At 67.5% G+C, this 16386-nt stretch carries 18 protein-coding genes, 1 other RNA gene and 1 pseudogene; 9 read left to right on the forward strand and 11 right to left on the reverse strand.

The annotated features are described in order from the left end of the window. Nucleotides 1-10 precede the first annotated feature (10 nt). Nucleotides 11-613 carry a TIGR00296 family protein gene (locus C441_RS12770; RefSeq protein WP_007275446.1) on the reverse strand — a complete coding sequence of 201 codons (603 nt, stop codon included), beginning with the start codon at nt 611-613 and terminating at the stop codon, nt 11-13. Between the two features lie 150 nt (nt 614-763). Between C441_RS12770 and rnpB the strand changes: the two genes are divergently transcribed. The 4 genes from rnpB (at nt 764) to C441_RS12785 (ending at nt 4306) form a co-directional block, all read left to right on the forward strand. After that, nucleotides 764-1194, forward strand: an RNA gene (gene rnpB / locus C441_RS12850) — RNase P RNA component. 84 nt (nt 1195-1278) lie between these two features. Then, complete coding sequence (locus tag C441_RS12775) at nt 1279-2418, forward strand: hypothetical protein (RefSeq protein WP_007275447.1); 1140 nt, start codon at nt 1279-1281, stop codon at nt 2416-2418. A 106-nt stretch (nt 2419-2524) separates the two neighbouring features. Then, the gene (locus C441_RS12780) at nt 2525-2836 is read left to right on the forward strand and encodes a hypothetical protein (protein ID WP_007275448.1); all 312 of its coding nucleotides are present in this window, start codon (nt 2525-2527) and stop codon (nt 2834-2836) included. A gap of 237 nt (nt 2837-3073) precedes the next feature. After that, the gene (locus C441_RS12785; protein ID WP_007275449.1) at nt 3074-4306 is read left to right on the forward strand and encodes a digeranylgeranylglycerophospholipid reductase; all 1233 of its coding nucleotides are present in this window, start codon (nt 3074-3076) and stop codon (nt 4304-4306) included. 96 nt (nt 4307-4402) lie between these two features. On the opposite strand, the gene C441_RS12790 is transcribed toward C441_RS12785, so the two are convergent. Continuing rightward, the gene (locus C441_RS12790; RefSeq protein ID WP_007275450.1) at nt 4403-4786 is read right to left on the reverse strand and encodes a hypothetical protein; all 384 of its coding nucleotides are present in this window, start codon (nt 4784-4786) and stop codon (nt 4403-4405) included. A gap of 110 nt (nt 4787-4896) precedes the next feature. On the opposite strand from C441_RS12790, the gene C441_RS12795 reads away from it, so the two are divergent. After that, the gene (locus C441_RS12795) at nt 4897-6129 is read left to right on the forward strand and encodes an MBL fold metallo-hydrolase (protein ID WP_007275451.1); all 1233 of its coding nucleotides are present in this window, start codon (nt 4897-4899) and stop codon (nt 6127-6129) included. A gap of 60 nt (nt 6130-6189) precedes the next feature. Here C441_RS12795 and C441_RS19970 read toward each other — a convergent pair whose 3' ends face one another. Next, a complete protein-coding gene (locus tag C441_RS19970; RefSeq protein WP_004967519.1) occupies nt 6190-6339 on the reverse strand; it encodes a hypothetical protein in 150 nt (49 codons plus the stop codon). A gap of 137 nt (nt 6340-6476) precedes the next feature. After that, complete coding sequence (locus C441_RS12800; protein WP_049920588.1) at nt 6477-6860, reverse strand: SHOCT domain-containing protein; 384 nt, start codon at nt 6858-6860, stop codon at nt 6477-6479. Between the two features lie 242 nt (nt 6861-7102). Between C441_RS12800 and C441_RS12805 the strand changes: the two genes are divergently transcribed. Continuing rightward, complete coding sequence (locus tag C441_RS12805; RefSeq protein ID WP_049920585.1) at nt 7103-9217, forward strand: PAS domain-containing sensor histidine kinase; 2115 nt, start codon at nt 7103-7105, stop codon at nt 9215-9217. A 13-nt stretch (nt 9218-9230) separates the two neighbouring features. Here the strand turns inward: C441_RS12805 and C441_RS12810 are convergent, their stop codons facing one another. Both C441_RS12810 and C441_RS12815 read right to left on the reverse strand, forming a co-directional pair. Further along, nucleotides 9231-9506 carry a hypothetical protein gene (locus C441_RS12810; RefSeq protein WP_004967516.1) on the reverse strand — a complete coding sequence of 92 codons (276 nt, stop codon included), beginning with the start codon at nt 9504-9506 and terminating at the stop codon, nt 9231-9233. Nucleotides 9507-9550: 44 nt separating this feature from the next. Next, nucleotides 9551-10039 (reverse strand): Lrp/AsnC family transcriptional regulator, encoded by a 489-nt coding sequence (locus C441_RS12815; RefSeq protein WP_004041677.1) that lies wholly within the window; start codon nt 10037-10039, stop codon nt 9551-9553. A 202-nt stretch (nt 10040-10241) separates the two neighbouring features. Here C441_RS12815 and C441_RS12820 point away from each other — a divergent pair, with 202 nt between their 5' ends. Next, complete coding sequence (locus C441_RS12820; protein ID WP_007275454.1) at nt 10242-11189, forward strand: DMT family transporter; 948 nt, start codon at nt 10242-10244, stop codon at nt 11187-11189. 75 nt (nt 11190-11264) lie between these two features. Here the strand turns inward: C441_RS12820 and C441_RS12825 are convergent, their stop codons facing one another. The 5 genes from C441_RS12825 to C441_RS12845 all read right to left on the reverse strand — a co-directional run bounded on the left by C441_RS12825 (nt 11265) and on the right by C441_RS12845 (nt 15686). Further along, nucleotides 11265-11687 carry an ester cyclase gene (locus C441_RS12825; RefSeq protein WP_007275455.1) on the reverse strand — a complete coding sequence of 141 codons (423 nt, stop codon included), beginning with the start codon at nt 11685-11687 and terminating at the stop codon, nt 11265-11267. 161 nt (nt 11688-11848) lie between these two features. After that, nucleotides 11849-12769 carry a DMT family transporter gene (locus tag C441_RS12830; RefSeq protein ID WP_004967514.1) on the reverse strand — a complete coding sequence of 307 codons (921 nt, stop codon included), beginning with the start codon at nt 12767-12769 and terminating at the stop codon, nt 11849-11851. A gap of 319 nt (nt 12770-13088) precedes the next feature. Beyond that, complete coding sequence (locus C441_RS12835; protein ID WP_004967513.1) at nt 13089-13373, reverse strand: DUF6360 family protein; 285 nt, start codon at nt 13371-13373, stop codon at nt 13089-13091. Between the two features lie 122 nt (nt 13374-13495). Next, a complete protein-coding gene (locus tag C441_RS12840; RefSeq protein WP_007275456.1) occupies nt 13496-15274 on the reverse strand; it encodes a nitrite/sulfite reductase in 1779 nt (592 codons plus the stop codon). Between the two features lie 88 nt (nt 15275-15362). After that, nucleotides 15363-15686, reverse strand: a complete 324-nt coding sequence (locus tag C441_RS12845; protein WP_004967511.1) for a hypothetical protein — start codon at nt 15684-15686, stop codon at nt 15363-15365. 304 nt (nt 15687-15990) lie between these two features. On the opposite strand from C441_RS12845, the gene C441_RS19975 reads away from it, so the two are divergent. Both C441_RS19975 and C441_RS20750 read left to right on the forward strand, forming a co-directional pair. Further along, nucleotides 15991-16155: a hypothetical protein gene (locus C441_RS19975; RefSeq protein ID WP_007275457.1), complete on the forward strand. Its 165-nt coding sequence runs from the start codon at nt 15991-15993 to the stop codon at nt 16153-16155. Between the two features lie 101 nt (nt 16156-16256). Beyond that, nucleotides 16257-16386, forward strand: a pseudogene (locus tag C441_RS20750) (DUF7119 family protein); the annotation flags it as partial.

Consider the following 16386-nt stretch of genomic DNA (forward strand, 5'->3'; position numbering starts at 1 on the left):
CCGAGACGACTTACAGCGCTTCGACGCTTCCGCCGTCGTCGCGCTCGCGGAAGACCTGCCCTTCGAACAGGGTGATCATCGTGTCGTCGTCCTGCCACGCCAGCGGCGACAGGCCGGCTTTGCGACAGGCGTTCGTGAGGAACTCCTCTTTCGACCAGCCGAGTTCGATGGGGAGCGTCGGATACATCCAGCCGTGGGTACCGCCGGCGTCGATGGCGACGCCGTGGGTGCCGAGTTCGATGTCTGCGACTGGGTCGTTAGTCAGCGTGTAGTTGTTGACGATACAAACAGAGATGTTCAGGTTCGGGAGTTCGGGTGCTTCGATTTCGGTCTGGCACGAGTCGCCCGAGGCGGCCTTGATGGCCGCGTCGACGATGGCGTGACCGAGTTGGTCTTTCCCCCGATACGCGCCCGCACAGCCCCGCAGTCGACCGCGCCCACGTGTCGACTTGATGCGGACGAACGCCCCGGTTCGGGCGTAAAACGCGTCGCGCATGCTCCCCGGTTGTTCTCTCTGTCCGTGAAGAACGTACGATTCGACCGATTCCCGCGCTAGTTCGACCGCCCGCGCCCCATCATCGTAGGTGAGGTGTACGGTCTGCGCCTCGGACATACTATCATTCAAGTTCTGTGGTGACTTCAACGCTTCCCTCGATTGTTATCCGGCTGTTATGTGAGAATGTTGCGATATAACGTGTGGCTAAACCCCGGTAGGACCCCGTTAATCGAACCGCTTATCCGACCGACCTGACTAGGGTAGGTCGGCAGAGAGAGCCCAGTTCCCGTGCCCGAGACGGGCATGAGGAAAGTCCCCCCACCGTCCGAACGGGTGACCGGGCGCAAGCCCGGAGTCGGAGACGGCTGGCGCTGGAACAGAAACGAGACCGCTCGACCCGACCGATGATGCGCGCGCGACGGCCACGCCGTCGCCGGCGCGGACGGGTTCACCGTCCGCGAGCGAACCGACCCGTAAGGGGAGGGAGTTAACCCGCAGAGGGAAAGATGGCATCCGCCATCGCCGACGGTCGAGAACGGATGGAACGGCGAATCCTCACCGGTGCAAGTCCGCGCCGCGAAGGTAGTTCGGACGGCGCGTCGGGTTCGCCCGTCGCGCCCTCGGGGCTCGCCCCGAGAAGGACGCGGACGCTGAGCCGAATGCTGGGACGAACAGAAGGGGGCTTACTCCTCTCAGCCGCTTTCGAACGCCCGAGCGACCGCTCCGTCTGTCGGTCGCCTCGTCGGGAAACGCTCTTGACCGTTCGCCGCCGCAGTCTCGGTATGCGCGGTTCGATTCTCCTCGTCGCGGCGCTCGTCGTCCTCGCCGGCTGTGCCGCGCCGGTGTCGCCGGGAACCGACGCGACGACAGCGACGACTGCCACGCCTGCGGCTTCGCCACCGACCTCCGAAGCGACCACGGCGACCGCGACACCGACGACGTCGCCTCCGTCGACGACCGCGACCGCGACCGCGACCGCGACCACCACGCCAACCGCGTCGCCGACGCCCGAACCGACGGAGACGTTCACGCCCGCCTCCGGATACGGACCGTGGGGGTCAGAGCCGGTCGTCGTCGCCGTCGAAGCGCCCGACGACGACCGCGACTACGCCGCGTTCGTGAGCGAAGCCACGGCGTTCTGGGAGGCGAACGACGCGCGCTACCTCGGATACGAAGTCGCCTACGAGGTCGACGCCGACGCCCGCGACCCGGACATCGTGGTCCGCTTTGTCGACGCCGTCCCCGAGTGCGGCGGGCAGACCGACGCGGTCGGCTGTGCGCCCTATCTCACCGACGCGAGACAGATAGACCGCCCCGAGACCGTCTATATCCGCACCGGCTTCGGCGACGACTCGACGGTCGACATCGTCGAACACGAACTCGGCCACACCCTCGGGCTCGCCCACGGCGACGAGCCCGCGGAGCTGATGAACGCCACGGGCATCCTCTACACGCTCCCGCGGACGAACGCGACCGACAAGGCGTTCCCGTGGGACGACCCGAACTTCACGGTCTACGTGGACGACGCGAACGCCTCGGACCCCGACGCCGCCCGCGAGCAGATTCGCCACGCCCTCGACTACTTCGAAGCCGGCGCGCCGGGGATGCCCGACAACCTCACCTACACCTACGTCGACGACCCGGCGGACGCGGAGGTGCGCATCTCCTTTGCGGACACCTCGCCGTGCGCCGCGGGCGCGGCCTCCTGCGCCATCGGCGGCGGCTACGACCCGGACGGCGACGACGCCTTAGAGACCTACAGCGACTACCGGGTCGTCCTCGTCGACCTCGACACCGAGGCCGTCGGCTGGCACGTCGGCTACTGGACCGCCCACTATCTCGGCGCGGAGGCCGACGAGGACAAGCCCGAACCGTTCCGGAACGCGACGTACGGCGAGCGCCGGAGCGAGTGGTGGACGTAGCGGGGTCGCCGCGCCGCGCGTCGGGCGCGCGCTTCCGAACCCGCCGGTTTCTCACCCATCCGAATCGGCCGAGTCCTTCTTTGGTACGGCCCGCGTAGACGTTGTCGTGATTCCCACCGACAGGCACGGCGACGCCCACCCCGCGTTCGACGAGGAGTCGTTCCGCGACGCGCTCGCCGAGTTCGGCGGCACCGACGCCGAGCGCCGGGTCGTCGCGCGACAGGCCCGCGACCTCGCCGACTCGGGGCAGGCCGAGGCCGACCGCGGCACGCCGCTCACGGGCGACGAAATCGTGCGCAACATGCGCGACGCGCCCGAGGGCGGCCCCGCGACGCGCTGGAACTGGTGGCTCGGTGCGCTCGAAGCCGCCTACGGCGGCTACCGCGAGTTCCAAGTCCGCCGCATCCCGAAGGCCTGAGCGTCGCCTGTCGCCCGTTTTGCGGTCCTGTCGGTCGCCGTTTTCGCCGCGCTCCGGCGGCGCGGCACGCTCTCCGTTCGCCCACCGTCTCCCGCGGACTTCTGTCGCTTCGAAGCGGTCGGAATTCGCAGAACGCCCCGTCTTTCCCCCCGGTCAAAACCAAAGCAGATTACACGCTTGTTACAGAAAAGGTGTGTAACGCGTACGACCAACCCTACCGGTGATGCCTACTCTACAATGACTGACAACTACGACGTGATTATCGCGGGCGCGGGCCCCGCAGGTGGACAGGCGGCACGAGACCTCGCCGCCCGCGGCTACGACGTGTGCGTCCTCGAAACCGAGTCCGAAGATGAGTTCCCCTCCAGGAGTAACAAATCGACCGCCGGGACGTTCCCGTCGACGATGGCCTCGTTCAACATCCCCGACGAGGTCGTGATGAACTTCACCGACGACGTCGTCTTGGAGTCCCCGAGCCACCACTACCACCGGCACCAGCCCGGTGCGGTCCTCGAATTCGCCGACTTCAAGAACTGGCTCGTCGACGAGGCGGAGGCCGACGGCGCGGAGTACCTGTTCGACGCGCGCGTCTCCAAGCCCGTCATGGAGGGCGGCGAAATCGTCGGCGTCCGATACAACGGCGACGAGGAGGTGTACGCCGACATCGTCATCGACGCGACCGGACCGAGCGCGCCGCTCGCCAAGGCCCTCGACGTGTGCGACCTCGACCGACAAAAGCAGGCCATCGGCATCGAGTTCGAGTACGAGGGCATGGACCTCGCGCCCGACGGCTACGGCGACCTCACCGACGCGATGATGCTCCGCCTCGACCACGACATCGCGCCCGGCGGCTACTCGTGGATATTCCACACCGGCGGCGACACCGCGAAAGTCGGCGTCTGCTACATCCAAAACGAGGGCCACCGCCACAACGCCAAGTCGGGCTACACCATCGACGACTACCTCCAGTACTGGACCGAGTCCGACCCGCGCTTCGCGAACGCGGAGCGCATCGCGGGCAAACAGCACCGCGGCTCCGCGCACATCCAACTGCCGGGTCGCATGAGCACGGACAACTTCATGGCCATCGGCGACACGGTCCCGACCGTCGACCCGCTGTGGGGCGAGGGCATCGACAAGTGCATGCGCTCGGGCCGGGTCGCGGCCGCGACCGCCGACCGCGCGCTCACCAACTCCGACCGCGACACCTCGGCGTCCGAGCTCGCCGTCTACGACCAGCTGTGGCACGAGCGCGTCGCGCCGAAGGTCAAAAACCGGCTGTTCATGACGGAGATGCTCTACCGCGCCTCCAACGAGCGCTACGACAAACTGCTCGAAGACCTCCACCGCCTCCCCGACGAGCAGTTAGACGCCGCGAACGGCGGCAGTCCCCTCGCCATGTTCCGCATGCTCAAGTTCGAAGACCTCTCCATTCTCGCGTCCACCGCGCGAGACTGGTTCTCGAACTGAGCCGCCGGTCGACACGCGCGTTTTCCTCCGCCTCGCCTCCGCGCTCCGTCGCCCGCCTCTCATCTCTCGTCTCTCACCGGCCGGTTTCGCATCCGCTCACCCGTCGCCTCCGCCGTCGTCGCCGTCACCGAGCGCCGCCAGCGCATCGGCCAGCGCCGCCCGCGCCGACGCGACGTGTTCGTCGGCCGCCTCGTCTTCGGTTCCGCCGACGTTCGACAGCAGGCGTTCGACGTGGCCGAGTCGCGTCCGGACCACTTCGTCGTCTGGAAGCGGGCCGACCGCGAGGTCGCCCGCGACCGCCTCCGCCTCGCCGAGCCACCGGCTCGCGTCCTCGCGGACGGGCCGGGTCGCCGTCGCGGCGAGGCGGTCGTGGAGCGTCGTCACCAGTCGGTCGAGGTTGCCGTGGTCGGGTTCGGCATCGGTATCGACATGGGAGTCGGAACTGGCGTCGCCGTCGGAGTCAGGGTCGGAGCCGGTCACGGTTCGGGAGACGGCGGCCGGCCTGAAAAGCGTCGAGTCCGCGATTCCGCCGGGCCCGGCGGTCCGGCGGGACCGACGAGCAAAAGCCCCTCCGGTCGGTACTGCCGGCAATGAAACTCCAGTTCCTCGGCGGGGCCGAGGAGGTCGGGCGCAGTGCGATTCTCGTCAACGACTCGCTGTTGCTCGACTACGGGATGCTGACCGGGAACCCCCCGCAGTTCCCCGTCGGCTCCGTCGACCCCGACGCCGTCGTCGTCTCCCACGGCCACCTCGACCACGTCGGGACGGTCCCCTCGCTCCTGTCGGGCGACGACTGGCCGGCGGTCCACTGGACGCCGCCGACCGACGAACTCGCCCGGACCCTCGCGCGCGACACGCTCAAACTCCACGGCGGGAGCTACAACTGCCCGTTCACCGAGACGCATGTCCGGCGGATGACCCAGCAGTCGGCACACCACGACTACGGCGAGGCGTTCGAGGCCGCCGGCCACGAGGTCACGTTCTACAACGCGGGTCACATCCCCGGGAGCGCCCACGTCCTCGTCGACGACGGCGAGACGCGCCTGCTGTACACCGCCGACTTCCACACCGACGACCAGCGGTTGGTCTCGGGGACGACCGACCGCCCCGACGCCGACGTGGTCATCTGCGAGTCCACCTACTCCGACGTGGAGCACGACGACCGCGCGACCGTCGAAGAGCGCTTCGTCGAGTCGGTGCGGACGACCGTCTGGGAGGGCGGCACCGTCGTCGTCCCCGCGTTCGCCATCGGCCGCACGCAGGAGATTCTCATGGTGCTCGACGCCCACGACATCGACTGCTACGTCGACGGCATGGGTGTCCGCGTGCTGAAGATGCTCGGAAACCACCCCGACTACGTCCGCGACGCGGCGGCGCTCAAGCGGGCGAAGTCGAACGCCCGCGTCGTCTCGGGCCGGGACGGCCAGCGAAAGCGCATCGCCCGGGGGAACTCGGTCATCGTGACGACGAGCGGGATGCTCTCGGGCGGGCCCGCGATGACGTACATCCCCGAGATTCGGGGGGACCCGACGAACAAAATCTGTCTCACCGGGTATCAGGTCGAGGGGACGCCGGGAAGGGAACTGGTCGAACGCGGCCGGTGCGAACTCAACGGCGGCGTCGTTCCGGTGGCCGCCCGCGCCGAGATGTACGACTTTTCGGCCCACGCCGACCGACACGGGCTCCTGTCGTTCCTCGACGACTACCGCGACGCGCCGGTGTTCGTCAACCACGGCGACCGCTGTGCGGCGTTCGCCGGGGAGCTACGCGCCGACGGCTACGAGGCCGCGGCTCCCGAAACCGGGGCGACGGTCGAGGTCTGAACCGCGCGGCGGCCGGCGTGTCGCCTGCCGCGTCACCCGCGCCCGCCGTCTCCCCCGGGTTCAGACGCGGTCGTCGGCGGTGGCGTCGTCGTCGGGCACCGCTATCGACCGGCTCGCGGCGACGCACGCGGACACGCGGAGCCGGGTCCGCTGTGACCGGAACCGGCCGACGAACGAGCGAAACTTCCCACCGGACGAATCCGAGCTCATATTTTTAGGTTGGCCTAAATAAACATAGTCGTTGCGGTCGGCGCGCGTCCGGTTTCCGGGGGACATCCGCGACGGCCGCCCGGTTGAATCCCCTCCGTTTCGCCTGCAACGCCCTGACTGTCCCGATTTCCGACGCGTCAGTCGCGTTCGAGTCGCTCGCGGCGGCGGTCGAACTCGTCGTCGTCGATGTCGCCGCGGGCGTAGGCCCGGCGGAGTTCGTCGAACGCGCTATCGCTCCCGTCGCTCCCGTCGCGCAGGGCGCGGAACAGGAGGACGCCGCCGGCGACGACCACCGCGAAGACGAGCAGTTGGCCGAGGATTCCCATCCCCCACATCCACCACGGGACGGTCCCGCCGGTTCCGCCGTGCATCCACGTGTCGTGCATCCAGCCGCCGCCCCACCCCATCGGCATGCCGCCGCCGAGGCCGGCCATCCCGAAGAGGGCGGGGAGCGCGAACAGCGCGGCCAGCGCGAGCAGGACGATGCCCGCGAGTCGCGTCGAGTCGTTTGTCGTCGTCATGGTGTTCACCGAGGCGGTGGTGGCCGCCTCACAGATACCAGTACGCGCTCCACGCTTAGGACGATTGTCGCTTCGACGCTTCGGGTCCGACGGGGGATGAAGGTTCGATTTCGTCGGTTTGTCCTCGCCCGAACTTTGGAATCTTCGACGCGGGCGAGTCCGACGATCGATCGGACCGCGGCTCGTGATTCCGAACCGACAGCTGTCGGTTCATACTTGAACCTCGCTGTCCTCTCGCCGGTATGCCTGGTCGGTTGCACGTCCTCGTCGTCAGCGAGGACGCCGCCGTTCGCGAGCGTCTCGCCGACGAGCTTCCCGATTTCGTCGGCGACTCGACGACCGATGTCCGCGTCTCGACCGCCGACAGCCCCGACGGAACCCGCGCGGAACTCGAACGCGCCCGCATCGACTGTCTCGTCGTCTCGACGGAGGTCGCGGACTCGGAGGGGCAACCGCGCGTCTCGAAGCGCCGCGTCGACGGTGTTCCGCGCGTCTCGTGCGAGGTGGCGACCGTCGCCGACCGCGACCGCGACCTCGACACGCTCGGCCTCGCCGTCTACGACGCCGCTCGCACCGCCGTCGGCTCGCTCGACCACCGCGCGCTCTTCGAGGCCGTCAACGTCGGGCTCGCGGTTCGGAACCTCGAAACGCTCGAACTCGTCGACATCAACCAACACTACCTGGACATCCTCGGCATCGACCGCGAGTCGGTCCTCGACACGAGTCCGACGTACGTGACCCCGGACGTCCCCGGCTACGATTCCGAGCGCGCCTTCGACGAGGTCGAGACCGCCCGCGAGGAGGGCGAAAACGCCTTCACGTGGCCCATCGAGAACGCCGCCGGCGACACCGTCTGGATTCGCGTGAGCCTCACCGTCGCCGAGATTTCGGGGCGGGACCGACTCATCTCGACGGTCGAAGACGTGACCGCAGAGCGCCGCCGAGAGCGCGACCTCGAGGCGTTCAAGGGCGCGGTCGACGCCGTCGACGCCGGCGTCGCAATCACGGAACACGACAAACACGTGTACGTCAACGAGGCCGCGGCCGACATCTGCGGCTACCCGGACGCCGAGGCGATGCTCGGGACCGGCTGGGGCCACCTCCACGACGAGGCGGAACTCGAACGCCTGCGGGAGACGGTGCCGCCCGCGCTCGAAGCCGACGGGAAGTGGCAGGGAGAGGTGGCGATTCGCCGGCCCGGCGGCGTGCTCGTTCCGGCTCGGTTCTCCATCACGTCGCTCGAAGGCGACCGGAACGTCATCGTCTTCCAGAGCCTCTCCGAGCAGAAGGCCCGCGAGGACGAACTCGAACGGAGCCGCGACTTCCTCGAACGCACCCAGCGCATCTCGAAGGTGGGCGGCTGGGAACTCGACCTCGCGACCGACGCGCTGGCGTGGACCGACCAGACGAAGCGCATCCACGAGGTGCCGCTCGACTACGAGCCCACGGTCGACGACGCCGTCGAGTTCTACGCCACGGAGGAGCGAGACCGGGTCCGCGAGCTGTTGGACCGCTGTCTGTCCGCGGGCGTCCCGTGGGAAGACGAGTTCCGACTGGTCACCGCCGAGGGGTCGGAGCTGTGGGTCCGCTCCCGCGGCGAGCCGGTCATCCGAGACGGCCGAGTGGCGGCGCTCAGGGGGACGATTCAGGACGTGACCGCCCGCCGGACCCGGGAGGACGAACTCGAACGGATGAACGCCGAACTGGAGGCGCTGAACCGAATCGTCCGCCACGACATCCGCAACGACATGGCCGTCGTCGTCGGCTGGGCGGAGCTCCTCCGCGAACACGTCGACGAGGAGGGCGCAGACATCCTCTCGCGCATCCTCTCGACGGGTCGCCACACCACCGAGATAACCGAGGTCGCCCGCGACCTCATGGAGACGATGAGCGGCGGCGGCGTCGAGACCCGCCCGATGTCGCTTTCGAACGCCGTCGAGCGCGAACTCGCGGTCCGCCGCGAGGCGTTTCCCCACGCGACGTTCGAGGTCGACGGCGCGATTCCGGACGTGGCGGTGCGCGCGAACCCGCTTATCGCGTCGGTGCTCGGCAACCTCCTCAACAACGCCGTCCAGCACAACGCCGACGACACCGTCGTCACCGTCTCGGCGACCGTGGACGACGACGCCCGGACGGCGGTCGTCCGCATCGCCGACGACGGCTCGGGCATCCCCGACGCGCGGAAGTCGGTCGTCTTCGGCAAGGGCGAGAAGGGACTGGAGAGCACCGGCACCGGCCTCGGGCTCTACCTCGTCCACCAGCTGGTCGACTCGTTCGGCGGCGAGGTCCACTTCGAGGACAACGACCCGACGGGGACGGTGGCCGTCGTCGCCATCCCGCTGGCGGCGGTCGACTGAGCCGCCCCCCGGCTCAGACCGTGTCGGTCGGCTCGTGGGACTCGGCCATCTCGCTCGCGGCGGCCGCGTAGGTTTCTCTCGTCTCCTCGTCGCCGACGCGGCCCAGTTCGTCCTCGGGCACGTCGACGGCGGCGTAGGTGTCGCGCGCGTCGGACTCGAAGCTCGTCAGCGAGCGCTCCTTCCGATGGTAGCGCGTCCCGTCGGTGGTCGCGTACACGAGGATGATGATGTTCTGTTCGTCGTCCGAGTAGGTCCGTTCGACAAGCCACGTCCGCACGTCGTTCGCCATGGTCGACGGTACGGCCCGAACCCTGATACGCTCCCGGCCGATTCTCAGTCCTCGATACCCAACTCGTCGAGGAGCGTCTCCAGCGTGTAGCTCTGGAGCGCCCGGTGGCTGTCGCGCATCGAGGAGATGACGAACGTCGAGTTCGTTCGCTCGACCTCCGGCGTCGCCTCGAAGTCGCTGATGAGGCGCTCCACGCGGTCGGAGTCCGCGAGGTGGGCGACGACGATGAAGTCCGTCTCACCCATCGTGAAGTAGAGCTGTGTGACGCCCTCTATCTCCAGCAGTTTGTTCCCGACTTCCTCGTACGACCCGCTGTAGTCTGCCAGCACTTCCACGACCACGGTGACGCCGAGTCCGAACGCCTCTAAGTCGATGTCGTAGAGGTCGTTTTCGATGACGCCGTCGTCTTTCAGGTTGTTCAGGCGGTAGTGGATGGTCGAGACGGGGATGTCCGTCGCTTCGTGTAGCTTCTCGGGACTGCCCGTCCCGAGGTCCGCGATGGCCTTCAACAGGCGCACGTCGCGTTCGTCCATACCCTCCCGTTGCGGTCGGTGACGTAAGTCCTTGTTCTGTCCGCCGTTTTCGCCACCTCTCGAACCCAATCGAACTATCACGGATTATACGGCGTCTGCTACAGCTATACACGGAAAATATATTCTAAACTCCAACTCAATCAGAATCTCTTGTAGAAGACTTTAACAAGCCGCGTCTCTGAGAACTGAAACAGATTCGACTATGACGCGAACCACTTGGAGAAACATTCCGACGACGCCCCTGCTTTTCGTCGCGCTCGCGGCGATGTGGGGCACCTCGTTCGTCGCCATCGAGGTCGGCCTGGAGTTCTTCCCGACGCTCTCTTTCGCCGCGCTCCGCTACGAACTCGCGGGCCTCGTGATGCTGGCGTACGCCTGCTACTCGACTGACCGCTGGCGGCCGGAGACGAGAGACGAACTGCTCGCGACCGCCATCGGCGCGGTGTTCATCATCGCCGCCCACCACGGCCTGCTGTACCTCGGACAGGAACACGTCCCCGGCGCGGTAGCCTCTATCATCATCAGCCTCTCGCCCATCCTGACCGCCGTGTTCGCCTCGTTCGTCCTCACCGAGGGCTCGCTGGGGCGGACCGGCACGGTGGGACTCCTCGCCGGCTTCGCCGGCGTCGTCCTCGTCGCCGACCCCGTCTCGGCGTTCTCCGGGTCGGCCGGTTCGACGCAGGGCCTCGGCATCGTCCTCATCTTCCTCGCCGCGGTGTCGTTCGCGCTCGGCGCGGTCCTCACCCGCCCGCTCCGGACGGACCTCCCCGTCCAGTCGATGCAGGCGTGGGCGATGCTCGGCGGCGGCGTCCTGCTCCACGGCTGGGCGCTCGCCAACGGCGAGTCGCTTTCGGCCATCGAACTCGCCCCCGCCGGCATCGCGTCGTTCCTCTATCTGACGCTCGTCTCCGGCGCGGTGGCGTTCCTCCTCTACTTCGAACTCTTGGACCGCCTCGGGCCGACCGAACTCAACCTCATCGGCTACGTCGAACCCGTGGTCGCGGCGCTCATGAGCTGGGCGCTCCTCGGCCACGTCATCGACGCGACGGCGCTCGTCGGCTTCGGAGCCATCTTCTTCGGCTTCGCGGCGATGAAAAAGGAGACGCTGGTGTCCGTCGCCGTCGCGGTCCGGCGGCGGGTCGCCGCGTAAGTTCTGTTTCGGCCTGCTGTCTCCGTTTTCGGTTCTGTTGCGCTCCGTTGACCTGAAGAGAAACGCCCCGCGCGCTCACTCTTCGAGGAACCCGAGCTGTTCGGCAATCTCTCGCGGGTCGTAGTACATCCGCTCTTCCTGTATCTCGCCATCCTCGATGACGAACTTCGACATCCCCCTGTGTTCGAACGTGCGGCCGGTCGGGGAGAGCCCGTTGAACTCCCCTTCGTGCGTGCCCGTCCCCGTCCACTCGGTCATGACTATCTCCTCGCCTTCGAGCGCGGCCTCGGGGGTAATCGTGAAGTCGGGGAACGCGGTTCGGAGTTGACGAACGTACGCTTCGAAGGCGTCCGGCCCGCGAACTTCGCCGCCCGGAGCGCTCGGTTCGTAGGCCACGAACGAATCGGAGAGGACGTCTATCTTCGAGAACTCCCCGTGCCACAGCGCGAGGTAGTCACTCATGGCCTGTTCGTGTTTGGTTACGGTGGTCTCGGTCATGGTTCTCATGATAATTCGAGCCAAAGAGATATATCGTTGTCAGGTGTCTCTCGGACTGCGAGAACCGCTTTCGCTCGACTGTCGGTGACCGAGACGTGCGTTCTGTTCAGCACGACTTCGACAACCTATCAGCAAGAAAGAATCTCAAAAAGACTGTGTTCTCACTCGGCTTCCGCGGGGACGCTTCCCCGGAGGCCGACCACCCGAGCGACGCTCTCGCGCTGGACCAAGACGAACCCCGAGAGGATGACCCCGAAGCCGAGGACGGTCGCCGGCGAGACGGTCTCGCCGAGGAACGCCCACCCGGTGACGGTGGCGACGACGGGCATCGCGTAGGCGACGAGGTTGCCGCGGACGGGACCGGCCTCCGCGAGGAGCGCGAAGTAGACCGGGTAGGCCGCGGCGGTCGCGGGCATGCCGACGTAGAGAATCGCGGCGACGAGCTCCGGCGACCACGCGACCTGCGCGACCGACTCGCCGAGGCCGAGGCTCGCGGCGTGGATGCCGACGGCGGCGGCCGCCATCGCCCACGCGGTCTGCGGGAGCGTCCCGATAGAGGGTCCGACGCGCTTGAGCAGGACGGTTCCGAGGGCGACCGACAGCGCCGAACAGACGATGAGCGCCTGTCCGACGCTCCCGCCGCCGAGGACGCTCTGGGGGCCGACGATGACGACGACGCCGACGAGTCCGAGCAGGATGCCGGCGGCGTCGACCGCCGAGATGCGCGCGTCGTCGAGGAGCAACACGGCGAACACCGGGGAGGCGACGGGCATGATGCTGTACATCACGGCGGCCGCGCCGGTCGTCGCGTGCTGTTGGCCGAGGAAGAGAAACACGTTGTTCGCCCCGAGGACGAACGCGGCGCTGGCCAGGATGCCGAGGGCGTCGGCGCGGGTCCGCGGGAGCCAGTAGCCGCCGCGGACGGCGACGAGCGTCAGGAGGACGACGGCGGCGACGTCGACGCGGAAGGCGGCGAACAGCACCGGCGGGACCGAGCCGATGGCGGCCTTGATGCCGACGAAGGAGGTGCCGAACAGCACCGCGGCCGCGACGAAGAGAACGAGGGTCCGGTGACGGCTCACGCCACCACCCCCCGCGCTGTGGCCGGCGTTCGATTCGCCGGGCGGGCGCGGGAGGTGGAGTGCGGTCGACGCTCGGTGCGTGGACGGCGTAGAGGCGTCGTCTGTATCACAACACATCCTGCGACCCCCGAAGTCATATGTCTAACGATTACTCTCGTTGCAGTACGAATCGGCAGTTCGAGTCACCGTTTACCACGATTCGTTGACTAAACCGGGTTAGAAGTTATCACGGGTGGTGTTGTCACGCCCCGCCGAGAGTCGCGCGGCCGGTCGCGCCGCTCGGAGCGCCGGGACGCCGCAGAAAACCGGGAGACTGCGGTCAGTCGCGCTGTTCGGCTTCGACGCGGTCGGCGTGCTTTTCGAGGTCGGCCGCGAGCTTTCGGGCCTCCTCGGGCGACAGCGTCAGCTTGTCCGCGTGCGGCGCGAGCGCGTCGAGTTGCGTCCAGTCGAGTTCGAGTTCGAGGGTAATCTCGTCGGGGTGCTTCCGCGGCGAGGTGACGTTGCACACGGCGAACGCCGACTCCTCGAAGTCGTGGCCCGTCGCCGACGCGTCGACGAGGTCCAGCGTCGTGTAGGCGTTGACCTTCAGGATTCGGTCTGGCATCTGTGAGTAGTGTATGGTGTCGTCGTAAATAGGTAGCGCGGCGACGAGTCGTCGCCGACGGGCGTCGATGGTGGGAGGCGAACGCCGAACGCGGCGCGCGCTGTCGTCAGCCGGCGACCCGCTCAGTCGTCGCTCGTGATGGGCGTGCCGTCGGCGCGGGTCGGCGCGGGGCTCGCGTCGAGGCTGTCGTCGTCGGCGTAGGGGTACCACGTGCGCTTCGTGTTGTGCATCATCGGGTCCTCGTAGCTGGTCTCTTCGGGTTCGACCAGTTCGGCGAGCTCTTCTTCGTCCGTCCGGGCGACGAACTCGCGGAACGTCTCGTCGCCCTCGCGGCGCTCCTCGAAGTTCGCGAGCAGGTTCTTGATTGCCCCCGGCACCTCGTCGACGGGGACGCGCTGGGTGACCCACTCGGCGAAGTTCGGGTTTTCGCCGAGGCCGCCGCCGAGGCCGATGTCGAGCGCCTCGACCGGCTCGCCGTCTTTGCGGGTCTTCATTCCGCGGAGGCTGATGTCGGCAATCTGCGGCTGGGCGCAGGAGGCCGTACAGCCCGAGAGGTGGATGTGGAAGTCCTCGACGCCCGCGGGGAGTTCGACGTTCTCCTTGAGCCAGCGGGCGTAGCGGACCTGCCGGTTTTTCGTCTCCACGATGGAGAGCGAACAGAACTCGGTGCCCGTACAGGCGATGGAGCCGCGCATGAACGGGTGCGGGTCGGGCGAGTAGTGGTCGAGGAGGTCCTCGTCCTGCAATGCGTCGAGCTTCTCCTCGGGCACGTCGGTGATGATGACGTTCTGGCGCTGGGTGATGCGAATCTCGCCGGAGCCGTACTCGTCGGCGACGCGGGCGAGTTCCTTCGTGTCGTCGACGCCCATGCGGCCGACGAGAACGTCGAGTCCGACGTAGTAGTTGCCGTCGGCCTGCTCGTGGATGCCGACGTGGTCGGAGTGGCCGCCGTCGGCGTAGCCGGAGTTGTAGGAGTACTCCGAGCGCAGGTCGTCGCCGGCGGTCTCCAGTTCGAAGTCGACGTACTCCTCCTGGAGGACGTCGCGGAACTTCTCCGCGCCCCACTCGTCCATCAGGAACTTGATGCGGGCGTTGTAGCGGTTGTCGCGGTCGCCGTTCTCGCGGAACAGCGCGGAGATGGCTCCCGACACCTCGGGGGCCTGCTCGGGCGTCACGAACACGTCGATGTCGCGGGCGAGCCGCGGCTCGTTACGCGAGAGGCCGCCGCCGATGCGGATGTTGAAGCCCTTCGTCTCCTCGCCGTCGATCTCCTTGGTCGCGGGTTCGAGCGCGAGGTCGTTGATGTCGCCCTGACCACAGCCCTCGCGGCACCCGGTGACAGAGACCTTCCACTTGCGCGGGAGGTTCGAGTGGTCGTCGTTCCCCTTGAACGTCTCGTTGAGCTCCATCGCGACGGGGAGCGCGTCGACGTGCTCGTGTTTGTCCTTGCCGGCGACGGGACAGCCGACGATGTTGCGCCACGAGTCACCGCAGGCCTGCTGGGTCGACAGGCCGACCGATTCGAGCTTGTCGAAGATTTCCGGGATGTCCTCCAGCTTAATCCAGTGGAGCTGAATCGACTGGCGGGTCGTCCAGTCGACGTAGCCGTTGCCGAAGATGGGGTTTTCGGCCGGGCCGCGGGCGTACTCGTCGGCGACCTCAGCGACGACCTCGGTCTGGCCGGGCGTCAGCACGCCGTTCGGCGTCCCGATGCGCATCATGAAGTACGACTCCTGTCCGTTGCGCTGGTGGTACAGCCCCCACCATTTGAAGCGCTCGAACCAGGCGTCTCGCTCGTCTTCCGGGATGGTGTCCCAGCCCTGCTCGGCGAATTCGAGCAGGTGCTCTCGTATCTCGTTACCGTAGACCTCCGACTTCCAGCGTTCGACGTCCGTGGGCATTCGTATGAATGTCCATATACGTGCCCACGTAAGGCCCCGAGCGTACCGTCAACCCTTCCCGGTGCTGGCCAAAAGCGGAGAATGTTGCCTACTCATCGTCGTCGGCACGTCGAACCGGGAGGACGACCCGCTCGCGGTCGATATCGACGAATTCGCCCTCGCGGAGCCTGCCGACCGGGACCCAGCCCGGCACGCCCGTCTGGCCGCAGGCGATGCACTGGCCGTACACTTTCGCGGAGACGGTTCTGCCGTCCGCGCCGACGTCGAGGACGTTCTCGACGACGAAGTCGGGAAGCTCGCACCCACAGAATGACGGGTCGTCGAGCCGCCAGAGCTCGCTCACGCTCACTTCTCTGGCGTCGTTCACGGAGACCCACGCCCCGTCGTCGAGGACGCGCAGGGAGACGCTCATACCTCACCCTCCGGGCTCCGGCTACCTATGCGGGACGGCGCCCGCAAACCCCGCGGGGGAGCGCGACGCGCGTTTCGCCGGTCGGCCCGCCGTAGTCGTGCGATTGTGGCCGAAATCGGCCGTCAGAGGTAGGGGCAACCCGTTCCGGTAGCCGGGAGTGGGGGTACACATTACAGGTGCGGATTCCCTTATGCGGGTCCGGCCGGTACGTGGTGGTGATGAGTGACCACCGCACCGCCGTCCGACAACACGCCTCCGCCGACGTCGCCCCAGAGCTGTTCGAACAGTCCACGGAGGGTGACGCATGACCGGCGAGGCAGAACTCGAACCCGAACGCGACCGCGACGCGGAGGCCGACCCGTCCGCCGAGGCGGAAGACGAAGACCCCGCGGCCCACCTCAAGGACCTCGAAGACGGCGCGGGCTGTACCGAAATCTGGTCGCACCTCTCGGAGTCCCGCGAGGAGTAATTTCTCTGTCCTCTCGTTCGCGTTCGCTTGCGGTCCGTTCGCGCGCGAATCTCGCCTCTCGGGGGGACGTTTTTAAGCCCCAACGCGTTACCGATTCGTAGATGACGAACGACGAACGCCGACGAACGACCGAGGTTCCGGCCGACCGACGCGAACCGGTCGGTGAACCCGTCGTCCGCGGCGACCCCGCCGTCACGGGCGACCGCGCCCGCGAGGCCGTCGGCTTCGACC

Source organism: Haloferax sulfurifontis ATCC BAA-897, from assembly GCF_000337835.1.
GTDB classification, from domain to species: Archaea; Halobacteriota; Halobacteria; order Halobacteriales; family Haloferacaceae; genus Haloferax; species Haloferax denitrificans.

What these genes read in the sequence shown, in the direction of transcription:
- C441_RS12810 (WP_004967516.1), bottom strand. Translation starts at nt 9,506, where the DNA reads ATGGCGAACGACGTGCGGACGTGGCTTGTCGAACGGACCTACTCGGAC.
- C441_RS12775 (WP_007275447.1), top strand. Translation starts at nt 1,279, where the DNA reads ATGCGCGGTTCGATTCTCCTCGTCGCGGCGCTCGTCGTCCTCGCCGGC.
- C441_RS12820 (WP_007275454.1), top strand. Translation starts at nt 10,242, where the DNA reads ATGACGCGAACCACTTGGAGAAACATTCCGACGACGCCCCTGCTTTTC.
- C441_RS19975 (WP_007275457.1), top strand. Translation starts at nt 15,991, where the DNA reads ATGACCGGCGAGGCAGAACTCGAACCCGAACGCGACCGCGACGCGGAG.
- C441_RS12770 (WP_007275446.1), bottom strand. Translation starts at nt 613, where the DNA reads ATGTCCGAGGCGCAGACCGTACACCTCACCTACGATGATGGGGCGCGG.
- C441_RS12840 (WP_007275456.1), bottom strand. Translation starts at nt 15,274, where the DNA reads ATGCCCACGGACGTCGAACGCTGGAAGTCGGAGGTCTACGGTAACGAG.
- C441_RS12785 (WP_007275449.1), top strand. Translation starts at nt 3,074, where the DNA reads ATGACTGACAACTACGACGTGATTATCGCGGGCGCGGGCCCCGCAGGT.
- C441_RS12835 (WP_004967513.1), bottom strand. Translation starts at nt 13,373, where the DNA reads ATGCCAGACCGAATCCTGAAGGTCAACGCCTACACGACGCTGGACCTC.
- C441_RS12815 (WP_004041677.1), bottom strand. Translation starts at nt 10,039, where the DNA reads ATGGACGAACGCGACGTGCGCCTGTTGAAGGCCATCGCGGACCTCGGG.
- C441_RS12845 (WP_004967511.1), bottom strand. Translation starts at nt 15,686, where the DNA reads ATGAGCGTCTCCCTGCGCGTCCTCGACGACGGGGCGTGGGTCTCCGTG.
- C441_RS12825 (WP_007275455.1), bottom strand. Translation starts at nt 11,687, where the DNA reads ATGACCGAGACCACCGTAACCAAACACGAACAGGCCATGAGTGACTAC.
- C441_RS19970 (WP_004967519.1), bottom strand. Translation starts at nt 6,339, where the DNA reads ATGAGCTCGGATTCGTCCGGTGGGAAGTTTCGCTCGTTCGTCGGCCGG.
- C441_RS12795 (WP_007275451.1), top strand. Translation starts at nt 4,897, where the DNA reads ATGAAACTCCAGTTCCTCGGCGGGGCCGAGGAGGTCGGGCGCAGTGCG.
- C441_RS12805 (WP_049920585.1), top strand. Translation starts at nt 7,103, where the DNA reads ATGCCTGGTCGGTTGCACGTCCTCGTCGTCAGCGAGGACGCCGCCGTT.
- C441_RS12800 (WP_049920588.1), bottom strand. Translation starts at nt 6,860, where the DNA reads ATGACGACGACAAACGACTCGACGCGACTCGCGGGCATCGTCCTGCTC.